The sequence below is a fragment of the Bradyrhizobium sp. HKCCYLS20291 genome (genome assembly GCF_051167715.1).
In the GTDB taxonomy this organism is placed as follows: Bacteria; Pseudomonadota; Alphaproteobacteria; order Rhizobiales; family Xanthobacteraceae; genus Bradyrhizobium.
Map to the genome: position 1 here is coordinate 73,067 of NZ_JBNPTO010000013.1, position 22,362 is coordinate 95,428.

At 64.8% G+C, this 22,362-nt stretch carries 21 protein-coding genes and 1 pseudogene; 17 read left to right on the forward strand and 5 right to left on the reverse strand.

The window, feature by feature from the left end; all coding sequences use genetic code 11:
- The first annotated feature begins 49 nt into the window (after positions 1–49).
- The 3 genes from ACQR07_RS25365 to ACQR07_RS25375 are packed head-to-tail and all read left to right on the forward strand — an operon-like array spanning position 50 to position 2,762.
- The gene (locus tag ACQR07_RS25365) at positions 50–829 is read left to right on the forward strand and encodes an ABC transporter ATP-binding protein (RefSeq protein ID WP_315787059.1); all 780 of its coding nucleotides are present in this window, start codon (positions 50–52) and stop codon (positions 827–829) included.
- A gap of 17 nt (positions 830–846) precedes the next feature.
- Positions 847–1,713: an ABC transporter permease gene (locus tag ACQR07_RS25370; RefSeq protein ID WP_434904847.1), complete on the forward strand. Its 867-nt coding sequence runs from the start codon at positions 847–849 to the stop codon at positions 1,711–1,713.
- 35 nt (positions 1,714–1,748) lie between these two features.
- Positions 1,749–2,762: an ABC transporter substrate-binding protein gene (locus ACQR07_RS25375; protein WP_434904848.1), complete on the forward strand. Its 1,014-nt coding sequence runs from the start codon at positions 1,749–1,751 to the stop codon at positions 2,760–2,762.
- Between the two features lie 629 nt (positions 2,763–3,391).
- On the opposite strand, the gene ACQR07_RS25380 is transcribed toward ACQR07_RS25375, so the two are convergent.
- Entirely contained in the window at positions 3,392–4,744 is a 1,353-nt protein-coding gene (locus ACQR07_RS25380) for a sensor histidine kinase (protein ID WP_434904849.1), read from the reverse strand.
- A 3-nt stretch (positions 4,745–4,747) separates the two neighbouring features.
- Positions 4,748–5,455 carry a response regulator gene (locus tag ACQR07_RS25385; RefSeq protein ID WP_434904850.1) on the reverse strand — a complete coding sequence of 236 codons (708 nt, stop codon included), beginning with the start codon at positions 5,453–5,455 and terminating at the stop codon, positions 4,748–4,750.
- A gap of 160 nt (positions 5,456–5,615) precedes the next feature.
- Here ACQR07_RS25385 and ACQR07_RS25390 point away from each other — a divergent pair, with 160 nt between their 5' ends.
- Positions 5,616–5,936, forward strand: coding sequence for a hypothetical protein (locus ACQR07_RS25390; RefSeq protein WP_434904851.1), 321 nt, complete (start codon positions 5,616–5,618; stop codon positions 5,934–5,936).
- A 6-nt stretch (positions 5,937–5,942) separates the two neighbouring features.
- Here ACQR07_RS25390 and ACQR07_RS25395 read toward each other — a convergent pair whose 3' ends face one another.
- Complete coding sequence (locus ACQR07_RS25395; RefSeq protein ID WP_434904852.1) at positions 5,943–7,289, reverse strand: ATP-binding protein; 1,347 nt, start codon at positions 7,287–7,289, stop codon at positions 5,943–5,945.
- A 380-nt stretch (positions 7,290–7,669) separates the two neighbouring features.
- Between ACQR07_RS25395 and ACQR07_RS25400 the strand changes: the two genes are divergently transcribed.
- From ACQR07_RS25400 to ACQR07_RS25420, 5 genes are all read left to right on the forward strand, one after another.
- Complete coding sequence (locus ACQR07_RS25400; protein ID WP_434904853.1) at positions 7,670–8,281, forward strand: LemA family protein; 612 nt, start codon at positions 7,670–7,672, stop codon at positions 8,279–8,281.
- A gap of 15 nt (positions 8,282–8,296) precedes the next feature.
- Entirely contained in the window at positions 8,297–9,196 is a 900-nt protein-coding gene (locus ACQR07_RS25405) for a TPM domain-containing protein (protein WP_434904854.1), read from the forward strand.
- Between the two features lie 14 nt (positions 9,197–9,210).
- Positions 9,211–9,708 carry a TPM domain-containing protein gene (locus ACQR07_RS25410; RefSeq protein ID WP_434904855.1) on the forward strand — a complete coding sequence of 166 codons (498 nt, stop codon included), beginning with the start codon at positions 9,211–9,213 and terminating at the stop codon, positions 9,706–9,708.
- 83 nt (positions 9,709–9,791) lie between these two features.
- A complete protein-coding gene (locus ACQR07_RS25415; protein ID WP_434904988.1) occupies positions 9,792–11,099 on the forward strand; it encodes a S8 family peptidase in 1,308 nt (435 codons plus the stop codon).
- A 70-nt stretch (positions 11,100–11,169) separates the two neighbouring features.
- The gene (locus ACQR07_RS25420) at positions 11,170–11,394 is read left to right on the forward strand and encodes a hypothetical protein (RefSeq protein ID WP_434904856.1); all 225 of its coding nucleotides are present in this window, start codon (positions 11,170–11,172) and stop codon (positions 11,392–11,394) included.
- 36 nt (positions 11,395–11,430) lie between these two features.
- Here the strand turns inward: ACQR07_RS25420 and ACQR07_RS25425 are convergent, their stop codons facing one another.
- Positions 11,431–12,402, reverse strand: a complete 972-nt coding sequence (locus ACQR07_RS25425; RefSeq protein ID WP_434904857.1) for a helix-turn-helix transcriptional regulator — start codon at positions 12,400–12,402, stop codon at positions 11,431–11,433.
- Between the two features lie 90 nt (positions 12,403–12,492).
- On the opposite strand from ACQR07_RS25425, the gene ACQR07_RS25430 reads away from it, so the two are divergent.
- The 5 genes and pseudogenes from ACQR07_RS25430 (at position 12,493) to ACQR07_RS25450 (ending at position 18,331) form a co-directional block, all read left to right on the forward strand.
- Complete coding sequence (locus ACQR07_RS25430) at positions 12,493–13,137, forward strand: glutathione S-transferase family protein (RefSeq protein WP_434904858.1); 645 nt, start codon at positions 12,493–12,495, stop codon at positions 13,135–13,137.
- A 286-nt stretch (positions 13,138–13,423) separates the two neighbouring features.
- Entirely contained in the window at positions 13,424–14,887 is a 1,464-nt protein-coding gene (locus tag ACQR07_RS25435) for a hypothetical protein (RefSeq protein WP_434904859.1), read from the forward strand.
- Between the two features lie 32 nt (positions 14,888–14,919).
- Positions 14,920–15,030, forward strand: a pseudogene (locus ACQR07_RS25440) (ABC transporter permease); the annotation flags it as partial.
- A gap of 118 nt (positions 15,031–15,148) precedes the next feature.
- Positions 15,149–17,002, forward strand: a complete 1,854-nt coding sequence (locus ACQR07_RS25445; RefSeq protein WP_434904860.1) for a tetratricopeptide repeat protein — start codon at positions 15,149–15,151, stop codon at positions 17,000–17,002.
- A 357-nt stretch (positions 17,003–17,359) separates the two neighbouring features.
- Positions 17,360–18,331: an NAD-dependent epimerase/dehydratase family protein gene (locus tag ACQR07_RS25450; RefSeq protein ID WP_434904861.1), complete on the forward strand. Its 972-nt coding sequence runs from the start codon at positions 17,360–17,362 to the stop codon at positions 18,329–18,331.
- Positions 18,332–18,470: 139 nt separating this feature from the next.
- On the opposite strand, the gene ACQR07_RS25455 is transcribed toward ACQR07_RS25450, so the two are convergent.
- Positions 18,471–19,148: a TetR/AcrR family transcriptional regulator gene (locus ACQR07_RS25455; protein WP_434904862.1), complete on the reverse strand. Its 678-nt coding sequence runs from the start codon at positions 19,146–19,148 to the stop codon at positions 18,471–18,473.
- Positions 19,149–19,360: 212 nt separating this feature from the next.
- On the opposite strand from ACQR07_RS25455, the gene ACQR07_RS25460 reads away from it, so the two are divergent.
- The 3 genes from ACQR07_RS25460 to ACQR07_RS25470 all read left to right on the forward strand — a co-directional run bounded on the left by ACQR07_RS25460 (position 19,361) and on the right by ACQR07_RS25470 (position 22,048).
- The gene (locus ACQR07_RS25460) at positions 19,361–20,254 is read left to right on the forward strand and encodes an NAD(P)/FAD-dependent oxidoreductase (protein WP_434904863.1); all 894 of its coding nucleotides are present in this window, start codon (positions 19,361–19,363) and stop codon (positions 20,252–20,254) included.
- A gap of 55 nt (positions 20,255–20,309) precedes the next feature.
- A complete protein-coding gene (locus ACQR07_RS25465; protein ID WP_434904864.1) occupies positions 20,310–21,110 on the forward strand; it encodes an SDR family NAD(P)-dependent oxidoreductase in 801 nt (266 codons plus the stop codon).
- Between the two features lie 74 nt (positions 21,111–21,184).
- Positions 21,185–22,048: a class I SAM-dependent methyltransferase gene (locus ACQR07_RS25470; protein WP_434904865.1), complete on the forward strand. Its 864-nt coding sequence runs from the start codon at positions 21,185–21,187 to the stop codon at positions 22,046–22,048.
- Positions 22,049–22,362 lie beyond the last annotated feature (314 nt).

A 22,362-nucleotide genomic window follows, 5' to 3' on the forward strand; every position in this document is an offset into this window, starting at 1 on the left:
AGTGCACCAGGCGAATTTTCGCACTGCAATATAACGGAGGGGAGGACGCATGACCGTCCATCAGACGCCATCTCAGTTCGATCCATTGCTCTCGGTCGAGGGCGTGACGCTTCAGTACAAGACGCCGGACACCCTGGTCACGGCGACCTATCGCGTCGATTTCAAGGTGTTCGATTCCGACCGCTTCGTGCTGCTCGGGCCCTCCGGCTGCGGCAAATCCACGCTGCTCAAGGCGATCGGCGGCTATCTGAAGCCGACCGAAGGCCGCATCCGCCTCAAGGGCCATGACGTCACCGAGCCCGGCCCGGACCGCATGATGGTTTTCCAGGAGTTCGACCAGCTCTTGCCCTGGAAGACGGTGCGCGAGAACGTCGTGTTCGCGCTGACGGCCAGCGGCCGGCTGAGTGCGGCCGAGGCGCAGGAGCGGGCGAAGTCGTACATCGACAAGGTCGGCCTCACCAAGTTCATCGACTCCTATCCGCACATGCTCTCCGGCGGCATGAAGCAGCGCGTCGCGATCGCCAGGGGCATGGCGATGGAGCCGGACGTGCTCTTGATGGACGAGCCGTTCGCCGCGCTGGACGCGCTGACCCGGCGCAAGATGCAGGACGAGCTGTTGCAGCTCTGGCAGGACACGCGCTTCACGGTGCTGTTCGTGACGCATTCGATCGAGGAGGCGATCAAGATCGGCTCACGCATCCTGCTGCTGTCGCCGCATCCGGGGCGCGTCCGCGCCGAGCTCAACAGCGTGCCGCCGGGCACGATGGGCTCGCCCGAGCAGGTCGCGCTCGAAGGGCGCATCAACGACATGCTGTTCGGCCATCACTGAGACAACAGGAGAGCATCATGAGCGAGACGCTGGCGCTGCGCCCCGAAATCGTCAATGCTGACACGCCCCTCGGTGACGTCAAGGTCGAGGCGAGCCTGTCCTGGCTCGAACGCATCTATCGCTTCGGAGCGGTGCGCAAGGCCATCATCCTGGTGGCGCTGGCCGCGCTGTGGCAGGCCTATGGCCTATGGCTCGGCAATCCCCTGCTGTTTCCGACCTTCACCGACACGCTGTCGGCCTTTTTCGAGAACATCGGCAATGGCGTGATCCCGGCGCGCACCTTGGTGTCGCTGGAGACGCTCTTGATCGGCTACGGCGTCGGCATTGCGCTGGCGGCCGTGCTGACCACGATCGCGATCGGCTCGCGGATCGGCGCTGATCTGCTGGAGGCGCTGACCTCGATGTTCAACCCGCTGCCGGCGATCGCGCTCTTGCCGCTGGCCTTGATCTGGTTCGGCCTCGGCAAGGGCAGCATCATCTTCGTGCTGGTGCATTCGGTGCTGTGGGCGATCGCGCTGAATACCCATTCCGGCTTCCGCTCGGTGTCGAACACGCTGCGCATGGTCGGCCTGAACTACGGCCTGCGCGGGCTGAAGCTGGTCCGCTTCATCCTGATCCCCGCCGCGTTCCCGGCCATCCTCACCGGCCTCAAGGTCGGCTGGGCCTTCGCCTGGCGCACCCTGATCGCAGCCGAGCTGGTGTTCGGCGTGTCCTCGGGCTCCGGCGGCCTCGGCTGGTTCATCTTCGAGAACCGCAACCAGCTGGAGACGGCGAACGTGTTCGCCGGCCTGTTCACGGTGATCATCATCGGCCTCGTGGTCGAGAACGTCGTGTTTGCCACGATCGAACGCAAGACGGTGCGGCGCTGGGGCATGCAGCACTGAATTCAGCTATAAGCAAAACAACAAGGGAGACGACAATGTCCTGGAGCAAATCACTCGCCGCTGCTGCGCTCGGCCTCGCCACGCTGCTCGGCGCCACCGCCGCGCAGGCCGAGGTCAAGGAGATCAGGCTCTCCAAGGGCTACGGCATCCTCTATCTGCCGCTGATCGTGATGGAGGATCAGAAGCTGATGGAGAAGCAGGCCGAGAAGGCCGGCCTCGGTCCGTTCAAGGTGATCTGGCAGCTGCTCGATGGCGGCAACATCATCAATGACGCGATGATGGCCGGTTCGCTCGACATCGCCGGCACCGGCGCGCCCGGCTTCATCACTCTGTGGGCGAAGGCCAAGGGCATTCCGGCGGTGGAGGTCGTCGGCGTCAGCGGCTTGAGCTCGACGTCGCTGTGGATGAACACCAACAATCCCGACATCAAGTCGCTGAAGGATTTCAAGCCGAGCGACAAGATCGCGCTGCCGGGCATCAAGACCTCGCTGTCGGCGGTGATGCTGCAGATGATGGCGGCCCAGGAGTTCGGCAAGGAGAACTACGCCAAGCTCGACCCGATGACCGTCGGCCTGCCGCATCCCGAAGCCGTGGCGGCGCTGACCTCGGGCAAGACCGAGATCACGGCGCATTTCACCTCGCCGCCGTTCTCCTACATCGAGCTGAAGGATTCCAAGATCCGCCGCGTCGCGAATTCGGCCGACGTGCTCGGACGGTTGACAATGGACGTGGTGTTCGCGCCGAAGCGTTTCGTCGACGCCAATCCGAAGGTCGTACAGGCCTTCTTGGACGCGCTCGACGAGGCCTGCACTCTGATCGCCAACGACAAGGCCGCCGCCGCCGAGATCTACGCCCGCACCGCCAAGGTGAAGACCACCAAGGAGGAGGTGCTGGAGATGCTGCAGGACAAGGACACCTGGTTCTCCTCGACGCCGGAGGGCGTGCTGAAGATCGCCGAGTTCATGCACGGCGTCGGCTCGATCAAGGTCAAGCCCGCCAACTGGCAGGACATGTTCGTCACCCAGCTGCGCGACCGCAAGGGCAGTTGATTGTTTGGGATAGGTTAGCTGCGCGCACGGTGCGCTCCCTCGCCCCGTTCTTACGGGGAGAGCGTCGGGGTGAGGGGCAGCGGCACGGGTGGTGCAGCTGTTGGGCAACGAACTAATTCTCCTTTTTGCGCTATAGTTAGTTTGGCTGCCCGCTATCCGTAAGCATGTGCCGGTCCGATGGACCCTCATCTGAGCGCCGCGTGTGCCATGCCCCTCACCCGGATTGCTGCGCAATCCGACCTCTCCCCGCAGAAGGGCGGGGAGAGGTTTGGAGAGGCCGGTACTCGGGCTGAATCACTCTGGGCGCGGGTGGATAGTTGAGGCATCTGTCAGCGACACGAGCGGTGCGCTCCCTCGCCCCGTTCTTACGGGGAGAGGGTTGGGGTGAGGGGCCGCGGCACGGGTGGTGCATCTGTTGGGCAACGAACTAATTCTCCTATTTACATTATAATCAGTTTGGCTGCCTTCTAAGCATGTGCCCGTCCGATGGACCGCCAACTGAGCGCCGCATGTGCCATGCCCCTCACCCGGATTGCTACGCAATCCAACCTCTCCCCGCAAAGGAGCGGGGAGAGGTTGCAGCGCGCTTGCCGATGGAGATCGGCTCAATGATGAAGCCGCTTGGACTTTCAGCCCGTCTGCTGAAATGCAACACGCACCCGCAGGCCGCCTTCGGGCGAGGTTGAGAGATCAAGGCGCGCGCCGTGGGCGTCGGCGATCTGCTTGACGATCGCTAGCCCCAGCCCGCTGCCGCCGGTGCTCCGGCTCCGCGAGCTGTCGAGCCGGAAGAACGGCTCGAACACGGCGTTGCGGGCTTCGGGCGGAATGCCCGGGCCGTCGTCGTCGATGGCGATCACGATGGCCTTGTCCGGCAGCACCCGCACGGTGCAGCGCGTCGCGAAGCGCAGCGCGTTCTCGATCAGGTTGATGAACAGCCGGCGCAGCGCGGTCGGCTCGCCGAGCACGGTCAACGGCGCACGGCCGAGTTCTGCGCTGATGTCAGCGCCGCTCTGGCGCCGGTCGTCCACGATCCCCGCGAGCATCGCCGCGAGATCGACCGGCTGGCGCTGGATCGCCGCGAAGCCGCCGCGCGACACCGCCAGTGCATCCTCGAGCAGGTGCGTCATCTCGTCGAGATCGCCGGCCGCCTTGTCGCGCTGCTCCGCCTCGGGCAGGCGCTCGACGCGGAGCCGCAGCCGCGTGATGTAGGTCTTGAGGTCGTGCGAGACCGCGCCGAGCAGCAGGGTGCGGCCGCGCACCAGCTCGGAGATGCGGGTCTGCATGTCGTTCACGGCCGTGATCAGGTTGCGGATTTCAGGCGCGCCGGACGGCTTCACCGGCACCGCAGTGGCATCGCTGCTGAACTGGCCGAGCGAGCGGCTGAGCTGGCGCAGCGGCCGCGCCTCGCGCGCGATCGCGATGACGGCGGCGATGCCGATCAGCGCACCGAGCAGGCCGACGCCGAAGCCCGGCGGCAGCCCGAACAGGCGCGGGCCTGCGGCGCCCCTGGCTTCGAACACGACGTAATCGCGGTCGCGCAGCGACACCGCAAAGCGCACCGAGCGGCCGGCGTTGCGCCAATAATCCCCGAGGTGCCAGTCGCGCCAGCGTGGCAAGGTGGTGCGTGATCTCAGCACGATCACGTCGCGCGGCTGCAGTGACTGCAGGTACAAGGTGAGAAATTGCTCGGCGAGCGGCCGGCGGATGGCTTCGGCGGACGCTTTAGGGCGCTCCTGCGTCAGCGTGACCTCGAGCCGCTCGCTGCTGACGGCCTTGAGGACGAGCGGGCGCTCGGTCGGCCCGGCACTCTCGATCAGCTGGACGATGGCGCTGACCTGCTCGGGCAGCGGAAACAACCGCCTGAATATGTCTTCGCGCGATTCGCTCAGGACCAGCCAGCCAAGCCCGACCGCCCACAATGCGATCAGCGCGAACAGCACGATGGCCATCAGTCGACCAGCGAAGCCGAGCCGACCGAGCACGTCTCACAGCTCCCTGACGGCGGCGGTGAAGATGTAGCCTGCGCTGCGCACGGTCTTGATCAGTTCGCCTTCGCCCTCGCGCTCGATCTTCTTGCGCAGCCGGCTCACCTGCACGTCGATGGTGCGGTCGAGCGGATCGGCTTGCCTTCCACGGGTCCAGTCCATCAGTTGATCGCGCGACAGAACGCGGTTCGGCCGCGTCAGGAAGCAGCCGAGCAGCTCGAACTCGGCGCTCGTGAGCGGCAGCGGCCCGTCCTCGGTGTGCGCGATCTCGCGCTTGTCGAGATCGACGGTGAGCTTCGCATTGATGATGAAGCGGCGGTTCTCGAGCGGTGCGGGCTCGGCGCGGCGCAGGATGGCTCGGATTCGCGCCACCAGCTCGCGTGGGCTGAACGGCTTCGGCAGATAGTCGTCGGCGCCCATCTCGAGCCCGAGGATACGGTCGATCTCGTCGCCCTTGGCGGTCAGCATCAGGATCGGCACCCGCGAGGCCGCACGCAGCCGGCGGCAGATCGACAGCCCATCCTCGCCGGGCAGCATGATGTCGAGCACGACCAGATCGGGATCACCGAAGGTGTTGCGAAAGCGGTCGAGCGCCGCGCCGCCGTCGCCGACATCGACGCGAAAGCCCTCGCGCGCGAGGTGATCGCGTAACAGGCTGCGGATCTCGATGTCGTCCTCGATGACCAGGATATGCGAGCGCGTGTCCATGGCCATCGTTTTAAGAACACCCGGCCGTGCAGGGCAACCCGGGCTCTGACACCGTTACAAAACGTTACATGGCCGCTCTGTCCTGCAAACCGCCTGCAAACTTCGTGGGCGAAGCTCTGTTCACGCCGTCAGGCGGTGTCGATGTGGACAGGAGAGACAGATGGTTTCAGTTCGGACCTCGATCGCGGCGGTCGCGATCAGCGCAATGGTGACGGCCCTGGGCAGCTCGGGCGCGCAGGCCTGGTCGCGCAGCGGCGGCGGTGTCGGCCCGCGCGGCGGCACCTGGTCATCGTCGGCGTCCGGCAGCTGTGCCGGCGGCAGCTGCAGCCGCAGCCATGGCGGCACCTACACCGGCCCGCGCGGCGGCGTCGTGACCAATACCGGCCAGACCAGCTGCGCGGGCGGTACTTGCACCCATACCGGAACGACCACCGGGCCGTATGGCGGGACCATCAATCGCAGCAGTACCTTCACGCGCTGAGGAAACTCACGCCGCCGCGGCCGAGGACGGCGGGAAGCAGATTGCGACCCGCAGTCCGCCTTCCGGCGCCGTGTCCAGCCGGATTTCGGCGCCATGAGCGTCGGCAATCTGCTTGACGATCGCAAGTCCGAGGCCGGTGCCGCTGATGCCGGCGCTGCGCGAGTCTTCGATCCGGAAGAACGGATCGAACACGGCGTGCCGCGCCTCGATCGGAATGCCGGGACCATCATCGTCGATCGCAACGACCGCCCCGGCCTCGCGCCAGATTCGGATCACGCAATGCGGCGCGTATTTCAGCGCATTGCCGACCAGATTCGTGAACAGCCGGCGTAGCGCCACTGGATCGGCGCGGATGACGATGGGCGTGGACTTCAACTCGGTCCGCACCCTTTGGCCGCCTGGCTCGCCGTCGTTGGCGACGCTCGCGAGAACCGTTCGGAGGTCGACCAGCTTGCGTTCTGAAATCTTGAACTGGCCGCGCGACACCGCGAGCGCGCCGTCCAGCAGGGTCGTCATGTCCTCGAGATCGTGCGCCAGGCGGGCGCGCTGGGTCGGATCGGGAAGCTGCTCGGCCCGGATTCGGATCCGCATGATGTAGCCCTTCAGGTCATGCGAGATGGAACCAAGCAGCAATGTCCGCCCGCGGATCAGCTCCGAGATGCGCGTCTGCATCTTGTCGGCCGCGATGATCAGCTGACGGATTTCCGGGGCGCCGCTCGGCGGCGGCAGCGGCAGCGTCGTGTCGCCGGCGAAGCCGGCGAGGGCCTTGCTGAGGGCGCGCAACGGGCGCGCCTCGCGCTCGATGACGATCACCGCGCCGATGCCGATCAGAGCCCCGAGCAGGCCCACCAGGATCCCCGGCGGGACGCCGAACAACCGGCCGCGGATGGCCCCCTGGACATCGAGCAGCAGGTAGTCGCCACCGGTCAGAGACACCGCCAGATGCGTCCTGTGCCGGACAATGCGGCGGTAGTCGCCCGGATGCCAGTCGCGCCAGGAGGGCATCGGATCGGTGAACGCGATCACCTCGCGCGGATGGGTGGCGTCGAAATAGTTCGAGAGGATGCGCTCTACGAACGGCCGGCGCCAGCTGTTGGGCTCCGGGTCCGGGCGGGCCTGGACCACCGCGAGGCTCACGCGCGGGCTGCTGAGCGCGCGCAGGACGACCGTCTGCTGCGACGGCTCGATGGTTTCGACCAGATTGATGATGCTGCCGACATGCTCCGGCAACGACAGCATCTGCTCGGCGTTGTCCTCTGCGGCAAGCCAGCCGACTCCGGAGGCCCACAGCGCGATCAATGCGAACAGCACGATCGCGGTCAGCCGGCCGGCAAAGCCAAGTCTGCGGAACACCTCAGGCCTCCGTTGCGGAGCCGCCGTCGAACAGCATGTCCATCACTTCGGCCCCCCTTTTGCTGCGCGGCCTGCCCGGTCGTATCGCGATGGTATTTATATCTGGATCAAATTGTTCCATGCCTGTCCAGCCCGGACGACCATTCGCGGCCACGCAGATGCCTCCGCAGTGGAGAAAGTCCGCGAATGGTTGTAGGCGAGGCCGGCTGATAGCCGGCGTTGGCGCTGGCGCGCTGACGAGACTGGTCGCCGCGGTTCGGCGGCGGTGACCTTGTCAGGGCGAACCGCGAACGATATCCAAGCTGGGACCGCCGACCGAAGCGGATCGGGCTCGCCGCGGTGCGAGCTGATCCATGCGAGCCGACCAATGGGAGATTGCGATGCGCCGAATCCTGACCGTGCTCGCCGCGCTGATGACGCTGAGCCTCACCAATTGCGGCTACAACGCCATCCAGACCAATGACGAGCAGGTCAAGGCGGCCTGGTCCGAGGTGGTCAACCAGTATCAGCGCCGCGCCGATCTGGTGCCCAACCTCGTCAACAGCGTGAAGGGCTTCGCGCAGCAGGAGAAGGACGTGCTGCTCGGCGTCACCAACGCCCGCGCCAAGGTCGGCAGCGTCCAGGCCTCGCCGGACGTGGTGAACGATCCGGCGGCGCTGCAGAAGTTCCAGGCGGCGCAGAGCGAGCTGACCGGCGCGCTGTCGCGGCTGCTGGTCGTGACTGAGAACTATCCGCAGCTGAAATCGGATCAGCTGTTCCGCGACCTGATGTCCCAGCTCGAAGGCACCGAGAACCGCATCACCGTGGCGCGCAACCGCTACATCAAGTCGGTGCAGGAGTATAACGTCGGCATCCGCACCTTCCCGAACAACCTGACCGCGATGGCGTTCGGCTACAAGGAGAAGGCCAACTTCACCGTCGAGAACGAGCGCGAGATCTCGGTCGCGCCCAAGGTCGACTTCAACGCGCCGTCGCCTGCGCCCGCCAAGTAGCCGGAGCACGCGATCGTGCGCGCGCGCTCGGCCGTCAAGGCGCTGCTTGCGACGCTGCTCGTCTGCCTCGCCACGATGGTGCTGGCCGATGTCGCGGTGCCGCAGCTCACGGGCCGCGTCGTCGACCAGACCGGCACGCTGTCGTCGTCTGATATCGCAAGCCTGACGCAGAAGCTGAAGGACCTGGAAACGCGCAAGGGCAGCCAGGTTGCGGTGCTGATCGTGCCGACCACGCAGCCCGAGACCATCGAGCAGTTCTCGATCCGCGTTGCGGAAGCCTGGAAGATCGGCCGCAAGAAGATCGATGACGGCGCGCTGCTGGTGATTGCCAAGACCGACCGCAAGCTGCGCATCGAGGTCGGCTACGGCCTCGAGGGCAGTCTCACCGACGTCACCGCGCGGCGGATCATCGACGAAGTCATCACGCCGAAATTCCGCACCGGCGATTTCGCCGGCGGCATCGATGCCGGCGTCGACAGGATCATCGGCGTCATCAATGGCGAGACCTTGCCGGTGCCGCAGCCGCAGGCCTCGCATGGCAACGACCTCGATTTCGATTCCATCACCTCGTTCGCCCCGGTGGCGCTATTCGGCGCAATCGTGATCGGCGGCATCCTGCGTGCGCTGCTCGGCCGCCTGCTGGGATCGCTGGCCACCGGCGGCGCGATGGGCGCCATCGCTTGGCTGATGGTGGGATCGGCAGGGTTGGCTGCGCTGTCAGCCGTCGCCGGCTTCATCATCGCCTTCATCGCCGACAGCATTGCGTCGACGTCAGGCCCGGGCAGCGGCCGCCGCGGCGGCTGGTCTGGTGGATCGTCCTCTTCAGGCTGGAGCAGCGGCAGCTCGAGCGATAGCGGCAGCTTCTCAGGCGGCGGCGGGAGTTTCGGTGGCGGCGGCGCCTCGGGCAGCTGGTGAGGAGGCGCGCGACGATGAGCATCAGGCGGATCGGCCGGCATCTCCTGCACCATCACTGGCAGCTGAAGCGGATCTTCACGCCGGACGTGCTCGCGCGGATCGAGCAGGCCATCACGGCCGGCGAGCGCACCCATGCCGGCCAGCTGCGTTTCGTGGTCGAAGGCGCGCTCGACGGCCGGCCGCTGTGGCGCAACCAGTCGCCGCGCGAGCGCGCGCTCGACGTGTTCTCGCAATTGCGGATCTGGGACACCGCTGATAACAACGGCGTCCTGATCTACCTGCTATTGGCCGACCGCGACGTCGAGATCATCGCCGACCGCGGCATCCACGACCGCGTCGGCGCGGCGGGATGGGAGACGATCTGCCGCGCGATGGAGGCCGAGTTCCAGGCCGGCCGCTTCGCGCAGGGCGCGATGCAGGGCATCGCCGCGGTGTCGCGCGAGCTCGCGAAGCATTATCCGCCGCAGGCTGTTCAGTGCAACGAACTGCCGGACAAGCCGGTAACGATGTAGCGGCCCTGAAAAGATCTTGCCACGAGAGATGCATGTACTGAGCCGTCCCTCCCGGGAGCACAGCACGGAAGCCTCGGTTGACAGTGAAGCTGTTTGATCTGACTATGCAATTTTTAATTGCATGGGGAAGGCGTGTGAGCAGGCTTTTTGCGCGATTCGGGTCGGAGGAGCAGAAAGTGGATGCCCTGCAAAGGTCTGCACTGCTCCGGCAGGATGGAGCCGACGCCCGTTTTCTTTTCGCACAGCCAGATGTTCTTCAGGTGCGCGCGACGGACGAGATGCGCGCGCAACTTGCACGGTCGGGCGCTGAGATATTCGAGGACGTTCAGTTTAAGTCTTTCGCTGGTGATGATGACGATGACGACGGTGGTGAGGAGCGGAGCGGCGCGGGATCTTGGCCGTTTGCCCCGCAACTCGATCTGGCCGATGGCTATTCTATGCAGGATGTCGCAGAGCAGGTGCGTGCTCCTGAAGCCTGGAGGCGGACGCGAGGGGAAGGTGTCACAATCGCAATCGTGGATACGGGGATTGCCGACCGGCTTCGCGAAATTTCACGGTTACGACGTTCATCTCTCGATTTGGACAGCCACTACGCAGGTCGACATTGGTGTGATCCGGAGGGGCACGGCTCGATGTGCGCGGCAATTGCGGCGGGCTCTCGCGCTGATGGTGGGCGCTATGACGGTGTTGCGCCCGGCGCTACAGTTCTCGCCGCGCGAAGCACGCTTTTCGCGTCCGATGTCGCTCTTGTCTATGATGAGCTATCGCGGGCACGTGCCGAGGGGCGCTTGAAGGGACCGCTGGTCGTGTCGAACTCCTATGGTCTCGAAGACTGCACGTCTGCGAACGTCCTGCCGATTGATCATCCGTACATGACCGGGATTCTCGCGCTGATCTCCAGCGGAGTCTTCGTTTGCTTCGCGGCAGGAAATAATCACACTGATGTCTGCAAGCATGACCCCTATTCGTGCGGACCGAATAGCATTTGGGGCCCGAATTCTCATGACGACGTCTTCAGCGTCGGCACGGTCAATCGCGACTTCACGAATTGCGATCCAATGAGCCCGCATGTTAACTCAAGCCGTGGCCCCGGCGAGTGGGCAAATCGGACGGTCAAGCCGGACTGTGTGGCGCCGACTTATGGGGAAGTCGCCTGGGGAACGAGCTATCGGCGGATGCGTTGGTGGGGGACGTCGGGCGCCTGCCCGCAGGTTGCGGGGGCTGCCGCCTTAGTACTTTCCGTGTATCCAACGCTATCCCCTACTGAAGTCGCTGATGTGATCCGGGACACTTGCTGTTTACTCCCAGAGGGTAAAACGTGTGTCGGGCATGGGTTGCTCGATTGTCGGGACGCCGTCGAGAGAGCTGCCGCTTTGTCTTTATCCTCTTGATTTCAGAGGCGTTTTGCTTATTTGCCAAGATGGCGTTAAGCTGTCGCAAGACGGTCAGTGGAGACGGGCGGTGATTCTTAAGTTCCCAAGCTCATCCGCAAGAGAAGACTTCTTGCACCGCATGAAGAGCGCTTCAGTCGGCCCGATCGACCTGCGGCCGATGTTTGCCCAGCCCACAGTGGTTGTCGTCAGCGGCCGTGATGGGATCAGTGAGCAGGGCCTGCGTTCCGAGCTGTCTCCCTTTCTCAGTGCCGACGTGAAGGTATTTGACGACGTAAAGTTTCAGGCGATGTAGTTCGCCGGTGCCGCAGCGGCACCTACGCGGCGTCCCCTAGGCTCCACGATAGTGTACAGTCATCGCCGCCGCCAGCTCCGCCATCTTCGCGCGCAGCTCGGGCGGGGCGAGCACTTCGGCTTCGGGGCCGAAGCGCAGCAGTTCGCCGGCGGCGTGCCATAGCGTCGTCCCCGTCGGGATGGTGGCGATACGCCAGCCTTCGGCATCTGTCTCGTCGGCGAGGCGCGTGCGGGCGCGCACGTAGGGCTGGCTCCATACCTCCAGCAGTTTCACGCCGAGCGGGGACAGGCGCACGGTCGCCGCGTTCGGATGCATCTCCGCTTCCAGCCGCTCGGTCGCGGCGCGCCAATAGGCGGCGAGGTCGAAATCGGCCGGCCGCGCAAAATTCTCATCGGTGACCGCGCAATCGAGGACGCGCGCGACGCGGTAGGTGCGCACGCTGCGCTCGACGCCTCCGGCGAGATACCAGCTGCCGCCCTTGAGCACGAGGCCGAGCGGCGCGACGCGGCGGCGCTTCTCCGCGCGCCAGGTCTGATAGCGGATGTCGATCATGCGGTCAGTGAGCAGCGCATCGGCGATGGCGCGTAGATGTTCCGGCTCCTCGGCCTCGCCGAACCAGCCGGGCGCATCGAGATGGAACCGCGCCTGCATCCGGCCGGCATTGGCGCGCAGGCTCTGCGGCAGCGCCGCCACCAGCTTGGTCTGCGCCGCGCTCATCGCATCGTCGAGGCCGAGCGCTGCGGCCGGGCCGGGCAGGCCGGCCATGAACAGCGCATCGGTCTCGGCCGGCGATAGCCCGTTGAGCCGGACGCGATAGCCGTCGAGCAGGCGGTAACCGCCCTCGGCGCCGCGCTCGGCATAGACCGGGATGCCGGCGGCCGCGAGTGCGTCGATGTCACGATAGATCGTGCGCACCGAGACCTCGCAGGCGTCCGCGAGCTCGGGAGCGGTCACCTGACCCTTGGCCTGCAGGGTGGTGAGGATGGAAAGCAGACGGCTGGCGCGCATGGGCCATCATCAAAACATACCTGACATGGATTGTCAGGTATGCCGTGCAACAATACCGGCATCCGAGAACCGTCCCGGGAGGAGATCATCATGGCCGCCGACGACAAGATCACGCTGTATTATTCGCCCCAGACCCGCGCCGCCGGCGCCCGCGTCCTGCTCGAAGAGCTCGGTGCGCCCTATGAGCTTCACGTCCTGAACATGAAGGCGGGCGAGCAGCGCCAACCGGCGTTTCTCGCCATCAACCCGCTCGGCAAGGTGCCGACGATCGGCCATCGCGGCCAGATCGTCACCGAGCAGGTCGCGATCTTCATCTATCTCGCCGATCTCTTTCCGCAGGCCGGCCTGACGCCGGCGCTCGATGATCCCATGCGCGGGCCTTATCTGCGCTGGATCGCCTATTACGGCGCCTCGTTCGAGCCTGCGGTGATCGATCATTTCATGAAGCGTGAGCCGGCCCCGGTCACGCAGTCGCCTTACGCCGATTACGACACGATGCTTTCAGCGCTGGAGCAGCAACTCGCCAAGGGTCCTTATCTGTTCGGCGAACGCATGACGGCCGCCGACGTTCTGTGGGGCATCGCGCTGAACTGGACCATGATGTTCGGCATCGTGCCGCGCAAGGACGTGTTCACGCGCTATGCCGAGCGCATCACCTCGCGCGACGCATTCCAGCGCGTCATGGCCGCCGATGCCGAGATGGCTGCGCAGCACGAAGCTGCGGCGGGCGGTTGATCGCCAGCCGGCGCGAGCTGCTGCGTCAGCGAGCGAGCCGCTCACGCGATGCGATCCGGCGCCGCCGGATCGCCAGAACCGAATTGCACCAAGCGACGATCGAGGCGCAGCTCCTCTCGTCCAGCCATTAACCGGTTGTTCATCACATCCTGCCCGGTGAGGCATCCGTCCGGTCCCTTAAGACGATTTTAGCCGCCTGCGCCACTTACTGGACTACCCGCGATTCAACCGTCCTCGAGACCCAGGCCGGCTCGCTCACTCCCGTCGTTGGATCGAGACCATCCAGATGTCGCTCGTCGTTGCCGATCGCGTGACCGCCGCCCGCATGACGCCTGGCCTGCTGCATCTTTGCGTCGGCGCGGGAGCCTATCTGTTCCTGTTCGTCGTCGGCGACCTGCTGCTGCAGGATGCCGATACGTATTGGCACATCAGCGTCGGGCAGTGGATCATCGACCGCGCCGCGATGCCCTATGTCGACGTCTATTCGTTCACGCGCTCCGGCAACCCGTGGATGTCGAGCTCCTGGCTCGCGCAGGTGCTGTATGCCGCGGCCTACGCGCAGGCCGGCTGGGCCGGCGTCGCCGCGCTGGCCGCGCTGGCAGTCGCGGCCGCGCTGGTGATCTTTCTCGATCTGATCGAGCCCTGCTTCAAGCCGGTCCACCGCGTGCTGCTGGCGCTGCTGGCGCTCGTGGTGTCCGCTCCGCATCTGCTCGCGCGGCCGCATGTTCTGGCTCTGCCCATCATGGTCGCATGGGTCGGCGGACTGATCAGGGCGGTCGACCAGCGCGCGGCGCCGTCCTGGATGCTGCTGCCGCTGATGGTCGCCTGGGCCAATCTGCATGGCGGCTTCGTGCTCGGCCTTGCCCTCATCGCCCCGCTCGCGCTCGAGGCCGTCTGGCAGAGCGCGGCCAGCGACCGCGTCGCTGTCGCGAAGCGCTGGGCGCTGTTTGCCGGCGCGGCGCTGCTCGCCAGCTGCTGCACGCCCTATCTGCACAACACGCTGATGGCGGCGCTGAAGATCCTGGCGCTCGGGCCGGTGCTGTCGCTGGTCTCGGAATGGCGGCCGGCCGACTTCACCAGCTTCGGCCCCTTCGAGGCCGCGCTGCTCGGCCTGATCGCGGTGGCCTTGCTTCGCGGCGTCGTGCTGTCGCTGCCGCGCATCGCGCTGCTGTTGCTGCTGACGCACATGGCGCTGTCGCATGTGCGCTGCCTCGAGATCTTCGCGTTCCTGGTGCCGCTGGCGCTGGCCGCGCCGATGCGCGACCGCTCTCATGCGTCGATGGCGGATCCCGAGACCAACGGCGCCTCGCCACTCGTCGCGGCGTCGGCGGCCTTCGCGATCATTGCCGGCGCGCTGGCGTTCTCGCTGCTCTACGCGGCGCACCACAGTTTCGCATTCGTCCGGACGCAGGCCCCGGTGGCCGCGCTCGAGGCGTTGCGCCAGCACAACTCCGCGCGCATCTTCAATGACTATCAGTTCGGCGGCTACCTGATCGCCAACGATGTCCCTGTCTTCATCGACAGCCGGGCCGAGCTCTACGGCCAGGATTTCATGATGAGCTATCTCAAGGCCGCCGAGGGCCGCAGCCCCGATCAGACCGCCGCGCTGCTCGACAAATATCAGGTCGACGCCACGCTGCTCGCCCCGGACCGGCCCGCAGCACAGCTCCTCGACCAGATGCCGGGCTGGAAACGGCTTTATGCCGATGACGTCGCGGTCGCGCACGTCCGCGTGACGCCTGCGAAGTAGCGTCGCGCGCCGGAGCGTTCAGGCCATTCGCGCCGTTCACCTTCCCGCTCGTGCTGTCGTATCTGACCGGAATCGACCCCGCGATCGAGCAGGCTGCCGCCACGCTTGGAGCTAAGGCGCCATCGCGCTTCTGGCACATCCTGAGGACGAAGAGGGGGCTGCAACTATCACGTGTGTAGCTGCAATTTGAAATGGAACGTCGACTATCAACCACAGGGAGAATCACTTAGTCGAGGAGCGGAGCTGGAGCAACATGTAGCAATGAGCCGCCGAGAGCGTCACGCTTCGCAGACGACGACCAAGCCCAAGCCCGTTCGATCCGATGATGCTGCGCTCCTGTTTGAGTCCGCTTTGCGTGATATCGCCAATGGGCGCCACGCAGACGCCGAGGCGTGTTGCCAGTTGGCGCTTGCGATCGACGGAGGGCATGCGCCGACGCTCAACCTGCTGAGCATCCTCGCGCTGCAGGCAGGGCAATACGATGCGGCGCTGCAGTGGGTATCCCGCGCGCTCCGGCAGGACGTTCAGCCGCAATACTTCTTGACCCTCGCGACGGTGCTGCAGGTCCTGGGACGCTCCGATGAGGTGATCAAGGTCGTCGATAAGGCAAGCACGCTCGGTCTTGAAAGCCCCGATCTGTGGATGCTAAGGGGCAATGCCCTGGTCAATCTGCAGCAGCTGACGGAAGCCGTGTCGAGCTTTCAACGCGTTCTGGAACTGAATCCGCAGAACTGGGATGCTGCAAATCAGTGCGGGATCGTCCTTCAGCGGCTGGGGCGGATCGACGAAGCTCTCGCCTGTCTCGACCTGAGCGATGCTCTGCGGCCCAACCATGTGCCCACCCTGCTGATGCGCGGCGCGCTTCTCACGGCCCTGAAGCGCCTTGACGAGGCTCTTTTGATCTGTCGGCGAGCGAACGAGATCGAGCCCGGCAATTCCGACATCTGCGTCAAGACGGGGATCGTCTTGCGCACGATGTGCAGGGACGAAGAGGCGCTGAAATTGTTCGAGCGAGCTCTGGCTCTGCAGCCAGGCTCCAGAGACGCGCTCCACAACAGCGCTGCAGTCCTGACCAAGCTTCATCGGTTCGACGAAGCCTTCGAGATCTATGGGCGGCTGAAGGAGTTCGACCCAAGCGACGCCTTGGCCGAGCTCGGGATAGCTCATTTGAAGCTGTTGTCAGGGGATTTCGATGCGGGCTGGCGGGGGCGGGAAGCTCGTTGGAGGGTGCCGCACTTCTATCCCCGGTTCCAGCAGCCCATGTGGGATGGCCAGGAGGATGTCGCGGGAAAGACCATCGTCATCACAGCCGACGAGGGGCTGGGCGATACGCTACAGTTCGTGCGCTATGTGCCGTGGGTTGCGGCGCTGGGTGCCCGCGTCATTCTCGCCGTCCAAGAGTCGTTGATGACGCTGCTGTCGCGTACGCCTGGGATTTCGCAATGTATTCCGGTGTCCGAGGCCGCCGGCTTGGCAGCCGTTGATTTCCATTGCCCGATCATGAGCCTCCCGTTCGTGTTTCGAACGACGGTGGAGACCATTCCTGCACCCGTTTCCTATCTGCCGGCGCCTGATCCGGACCGGATCCGCTGTTGGGAGGATCTGCTCGGCGCGCATGACAAAATGCGTGTCGGCCTGGTCTGGTCAGGCAACCCAAATCATCCGGACGACCACAATCGCTCGATCCCGTTGCGCATGTTCTCCAGCCTGCTCGCCGAAGAAGCAACCTTCATAAGTCTGCAGAAGGAGCCCAAGGCCGTCGATCAGGCGACACTTCAACAGGTGGGCCATGTCTTGGACTTGACGAGCCAGCTCACCGATTTTGCCGACACGGCCGCGCTGATCTCGTGCCTCGATCTCGTCATCACGGTCGACACCAGTGTCGCCCATCTCGCCGGTGCCCTTGGTCGTCCCACCTGGATGCTTCTGTCATTCACTCCGGATTATCGCTGGCTGCTCGAGCGTGAAGACAGCGTCTGGTATCCGACCATGCGCCTTTTCCGGCAGAGCGGGAAACGCGATTGGGCTGAAGTGGTCGAGCAGGTCAGAGCGTCTCTTCAGCAAGTGATCACCCAGAGGGAGCCCCTGATGATCCAAGAGCTGATGTCGCGGTGAGTGCGCCTAACTGACACGCATTGGCTGGATGCACAGCGGGATATACGAACGCCTGCCGCTGATGATGCTTTCGTGGTCCGGCCCGGTCCCGCAAGACGGCGAGAGTCGCGCGGCCGGGAAAGACCGTGCGGAGCGCCGCCTGAGCCCACGACGGCGCGGGCGTCCGACGTCAGTCGCCCCGAGCCGGGCGAAAGCCAGGTGCAAGCGCGGTCGGGCTTTGCGATTGATGCGTCCGGCGCGTTCCCGCGGCACTGAAATGGGCCGAGTCTCGCGGATCCCCCTTGCCTGCGGCTTGCGGCTTTGTTGGATTGCGCGACCAGCGAAACCCAGTCTACCGCAGCAGCGAAGGGGAGACCCATGAAGATCCTGATCACAGGCGCCACCGGCAAGGTCGGGACCAGGCTGATCGAGGCTCTCGGGCAGCACGAGACATTGGGCGCGGCCGCGCTGCGCGCGCTCTGCCACAACCGCCAGCTCAGCGGCATCGAAATTGTCAGGGGATCGATCTCGGACCGCGACTGCGTGAGCTCGGCCCTGACGGGGGTGACGCACGTCATTCACCTCGCGACCTGCAAGGAGACGCCCGAGGCGGTCATGGACGTTGCCGTCAAGGGCCTGTTCTGGCTTTTGGAGGAGTATCGGATCAGCCCGACGGCACAGCAGTTCATCCTGCTCGGCGGCGATGCCGCCGTGGGGCACTTCTTCTACAAGCATGATGGTCCATTGACGGAGAAGACCCGCCACATGGCCTATCCCGGCTGCTACGCCCTGTCCAAGGTCCTCGAGGAGGTGATGGTCGAGCAGTATTGCATCCAGTATGGGATCAACGCCTGCTGCCTGCGCGCGCCGTGGATCATGGAGAAGGACGACTTCAAGTTCAGCCTGTCGTTCGGCGATGACGTGTTCGGCGGCCCGGTCTGGAAGGACCTGGTGGCTCCGGATCTCGCCCGGCAATATGCCTCCGACGGCACGGTGCCGCTGCTGCTCGACGCCGAGGGCGCGCCGCTGAAGCGCAACTTCGTCCATCTCGACGATCTCGTCGCCGCCATCATCCTCGCGCTCGACAATCCCCGCGTTCGCGGCAGGACCTTCAACATCAGCATGGACGAGCCGGTCGACTATGGCGCGCTGGCCGGCTATCTGCTGAAACGGCGCGGGCTGAACTCGGTCAGGATTCCGAGCAGCTACCAGTCCAACTGGATGGACAACAGCGCCGCGAAATACGCGCTCGACTGGCGCCCCACCTACGATCTCGCGCGCCTCGTCGATGCCGCATGGGACTACAGGCGCGACCCCGCGGACCCCAGAACGATATGGTATCCCGGCTGAGGGGCCGGGGTACTCGGTCTTGGACTGCACCTCACCGTAAATCTCGGCTGGAAACGGCTCTATGCCGATGACGTCGCCAAAGCGCGTCTGCCTGATGCCTGCCAAGTAGGTGTCAGGCGTGTATCACCGCTCGCGCGATTCAGATTTTGTCTTTTGACCTTCGAGCGGGCAAAGATCCGCCTGCGTGGTCGTTGCCACCGTGCGCGGCGATGAACATGGCGACGGCCGACCGGCAATAGGATTCGATTTCGTTGTCGTCCTCTGCTCTCGCCGGATCGAAGCGTGCGATCATCAGGAGATCGGATCCTTTGAAAAGCGCGGCAAACAAACGGGCGGACTGCAGAGGATCAGGCACCTTCAGAACCGCCCTCGCGTGCAACTGACGCAACAGGGCCTCGATTTGGGCGATGACATGAGCGGGGCCGGCTTCGAAATGGAGCTTGCCTAACGAATTTTGATTCGTTCTGTCGGCCATGACCATGGCTTCGACACTGCGGACGTCTGATCTCAACAGCGTGCGAAGCAGTAATGATCCCACCGCGATCAGCTGATCTTCGACCGATCCGCCTTCAAGAAGGGTCTGTGGTGCAAACAACTGTTGGCAGCCGGTCGCGATGGCCGCGCTGAACAGCGCCTCCTTGTTCTCGAAGTGCCTGTAGATGCTGAGCTTGGATATCTTCGCTCGCTGGGCGACCTTGTCCAAGGTCGTCGCTTGAAAACCCAACTCCACGAAGAGTTCGCGTGCGGCGTCGACGATCGTTTGGCCAAGCGCCTCGTTGGCGGGCCGGCCGCGCCGGCCCTGGCTGTTTTCGGTCACGGAAATTCCAGTACTTGACAGTATCCTAATTCGTGAATTACGATACCATGAAGTATCTGAAATGCGCAAGCCAACGGGTAGGGTGACTTCTTCGATGCAACGACGAGCCCTGCTGAAGTTGGCCGCGCTTCCCACCATTCGGCCTCGCCCGCGCCCAGGCCGCCGGAAAGCTCAACCCGTCGCCCTCGATCCACAATCCGGAGCCCATCACCATGGATGACGTCCTCATCATCGGCGGCAGCTTTGCTGGTCTCGCCGCTGCCCTTCAGCTCGGCCGTGCCCGCCGCAAGGTCACCGTTCTCGATACCGGCCTGCAGCGCAACCGCTTCGCCGGCCACTCGCACGGCCTGCTTGGCCACGACCACAAGCCGCCGCTGGACATCCTGGCCGAGGTGAGGCAGCAGTTGGCGCGCTATGCCACGATCAAGCTGGTCAGTGCCCGGGCCGAAAATGTCTCCGGCGAGATCGACAATTTCAACGTCCTCACGTCTGATGGCGAACGCTTTGCGGCGCGTCGTCTGATCCTGAGCTATGGCGTCGCCGACCAGATGCCCGATGTTCCGGGCTACGCCGAAAGCTGGGGCACATCCATCGTGCCCTGCCCATATTGCGACGGCTTTGAAGTCGCCGGCCAGCATTGGGGCCTCGTCTGGTCTAGCCCTCAGTCGCACAATCAGGTCAGGCTGTTCCACGATTGGACCGACAAGCTGACGCTCTTCGCCGATGGTCACGACATTCCGGCCGATATTCAGGCCGATCTGGCTGGCCGCAACGTCCCTGTCGTCGATGGCCGGATCGTCGAGATCGCTCATCACAAGGGCCATATTGCCACCGTCAATCTCGATACCGGCCGCAATGTCGCGGTCGACATCCTGTTCGCCAATCCGCGCACCAAGCCGTCCGCAAGCCTGCATGAGACGCTGGGCCTCGCTACCGTGAATACGCCCGTCGGCATCGTCCTCAAGGTCGACGAGCGCCGCCAAACCAGCATGCTCGGCATCTACGCCGCCGGTGACCTCGCTACGCCCTTCTTGCCCTCGGTTACCCAGGCATCATGGCAGGGCGCGATGGCGGGCATCTTCGCCCAGCAGTCGATGGTGGTCTGAGAGTGCTCTTCTCCTCTTGCCGCTGGCTATCAAATTGGAGGCGCGGATTAGAACGATGTCGAAAGAGCCAATGAACAGCTTCGCCGGAAAATGGGCTCTGATCACCGGAGCTTCGAGTGGCCTCGGCCTTGAATTCGCAGATCTCCTGGCGGCGCAGAAAGTCAATCTCGTCTTGGCGGCCCGACGGCAGGAGTCGATGGAGCAGCTTGCCTCCGATCTCCGCCGCAAATATGCGGTGGATGTGCTGGTCGAGGCGATCGATCTTGCCTCGCCGGGCGCGGCCAGCCGCTTGAAAGGCAGTCTCGACGAGAAGTCGGTGACCGTCGACATCCTGCTGAACAATGCCGGATACGGCTTGCACGGCGACTTGTTGGAAACGCCGATCGAGCGCACCGCGAACATGATCCAGCTCAACATCACGACGCTGACGGAGCTGACCTATCTCTTCGGCCGCGACATGGCCGAGCGGCGATCTGGACATATTCTTCTCGTCGCCAGCCTCATGGCCTTCCAAGCCGTTCCCAGTTACGCGGCCTATGCGGCGACAAAGGCCTATGTACTCGCCCTTGGCGAGGCCGTGCACGACGAACTCCGCCCGCATGGTGTGGTGGTCACTACGCTGTGCCCGGGGCACACCGCGACAGGCTTCGATGCGGCAGCCGGCGCAACCCCATCGGCCTTGCTGCGCCTCCTCACCATGAAGCCTCGTCCGGTCGCCGAGAGCGGCATTCGGGCGTTGTTGCGAGGAAAGGCGATGGTGATCTCGGGCCTGTCGAACAAGCTGGCAGCCTTTTCAAATCGTTTGACGACGCGATCAATGCAAAGGGCCACGTTGAAGAGAATAGTGGACGCTTAGCACCTGGAGCGCTCGGGGTGTGCGCTTCGGCATCGGACAGCTTGGTCAAGAACGAACCAGAACAAGGATATGTCATGGCAGAGCACAATGCCGATCGGGTCACCGACTGGGATAGCCAAAGCGGGGAGCGCTGGGTCGTCCACCAGGCCCGGCTCGACGCCAGGCTGGCGGTGTTCGGCGAGGCCGCGATCGAAGCCGCTGCGCCCGCGGTGGGCGAGCGCGTGTTGGACGTCGGTTGTGGCGCGGGCGCGTCATCGTTGGCTCTCGCCGCCCGCGTCGGCGCTGGGGGCCAGGTGCTGGGCGTGGACATATCCGATCCGCTCATCGCTCGAGCGCGCGCGCTTGCGCCACAGGATACGCCGGTCCTGTTTCGGGTGGCCGATGCCAGCAGCGCCGAACTGCCCGAGGGGGCGTTCGACATCCTGTTCTCGCGCTTCGGCGTGATGTTCTTCGACGATCCGACGGCGGCGTTCGCCCATATGCGCCGCGCGCTTCGGCCGGCCGGGCGGGTCGCGTTCGTCTGCTGGCGCGGCGTAGCCGAGAACGATTGGATGCGCCTGCCGATGAGCGCGATCAAAGGCATCGTCCCACCGATGGCGCCGCCCGATCCCGAAGCGCCCGGTCCATTTTCGTTCGGCGACCGGGGGCGGGTGGCTCGAATCCTCACGGCGGCCGGCTTCACCGATATTACTCTCGCGCCATTCGATGTTTCTGTCCCGTTTGGCGAGGGCGCGACGCGGGACGCGGCGATCGACAACGCGGTGAAGATGGCGCTCGAGGTCGGCCCGCTGTCGCGCGTGCTCATCGGTCAGCCCGATGACATCCGCGCCCGCGCCTCGGTCGCGGTTCGTGCCGCCTTCGCGGGCCGCGCCGGCGAGCGGTCGGTGATGATCGACAGCGCGACGTGGATCGTCACCGCGCACAATCCTGCAAGCTGACAGCGATTGGTGGGAGAGACGCCTCGTGACGGTGACATCAAGCACGGTCACCGTGATAGTTGTCGCGCAGCCGGTGCGGCAGATGCTGCGCCCAACTACCGGATCGCGGTGACATTGCATGACGCCGGACGCAACTACAAACACCCGTCGTCCCCTCCAGCCCGACGGGCAACTCCCGCATCGCCGTCATGCGCAAATTGCCCGTCGAGCCAGTTTGTCGCATTCCGTCGGGCAACTCCGGCCTTGCACCGTCGGGCAAATCACATCGATGATCCCGGCCATCCCGTCGCGATGAAGAGGGGCGTGTCGGCCGA

Coding starts and splice junctions, on each gene's coding strand:
- ACQR07_RS25365 (WP_315787059.1), top strand. CDS start 50: ATGACCGTCCATCAGACGCCATCTCAGTTCGATCCATTGCTCTCGGTC.
- ACQR07_RS25370 (WP_434904847.1), top strand. CDS start 847: ATGAGCGAGACGCTGGCGCTGCGCCCCGAAATCGTCAATGCTGACACG.
- ACQR07_RS25375 (WP_434904848.1), top strand. CDS start 1,749: ATGTCCTGGAGCAAATCACTCGCCGCTGCTGCGCTCGGCCTCGCCACG.
- ACQR07_RS25385 (WP_434904850.1), bottom strand. CDS start 5,455: ATGGACACGCGCTCGCATATCCTGGTCATCGAGGACGACATCGAGATC.
- ACQR07_RS25390 (WP_434904851.1), top strand. CDS start 5,616: ATGGTTTCAGTTCGGACCTCGATCGCGGCGGTCGCGATCAGCGCAATG.
- ACQR07_RS25400 (WP_434904853.1), top strand. CDS start 7,670: ATGCGCCGAATCCTGACCGTGCTCGCCGCGCTGATGACGCTGAGCCTC.
- ACQR07_RS25410 (WP_434904855.1), top strand. CDS start 9,211: ATGAGCATCAGGCGGATCGGCCGGCATCTCCTGCACCATCACTGGCAG.
- ACQR07_RS25425 (WP_434904857.1), bottom strand. CDS start 12,402: ATGCGCGCCAGCCGTCTGCTTTCCATCCTCACCACCCTGCAGGCCAAG.
- ACQR07_RS25430 (WP_434904858.1), top strand. CDS start 12,493: ATGGCCGCCGACGACAAGATCACGCTGTATTATTCGCCCCAGACCCGC.
- ACQR07_RS25435 (WP_434904859.1), top strand. CDS start 13,424: ATGTCGCTCGTCGTTGCCGATCGCGTGACCGCCGCCCGCATGACGCCT.
- ACQR07_RS25445 (WP_434904860.1), top strand. CDS start 15,149: ATGAGCCGCCGAGAGCGTCACGCTTCGCAGACGACGACCAAGCCCAAG.
- ACQR07_RS25450 (WP_434904861.1), top strand. CDS start 17,360: ATGAAGATCCTGATCACAGGCGCCACCGGCAAGGTCGGGACCAGGCTG.
- ACQR07_RS25460 (WP_434904863.1), top strand. CDS start 19,361: ATGGATGACGTCCTCATCATCGGCGGCAGCTTTGCTGGTCTCGCCGCT.
- ACQR07_RS25465 (WP_434904864.1), top strand. CDS start 20,310: ATGTCGAAAGAGCCAATGAACAGCTTCGCCGGAAAATGGGCTCTGATC.
- ACQR07_RS25470 (WP_434904865.1), top strand. CDS start 21,185: ATGGCAGAGCACAATGCCGATCGGGTCACCGACTGGGATAGCCAAAGC.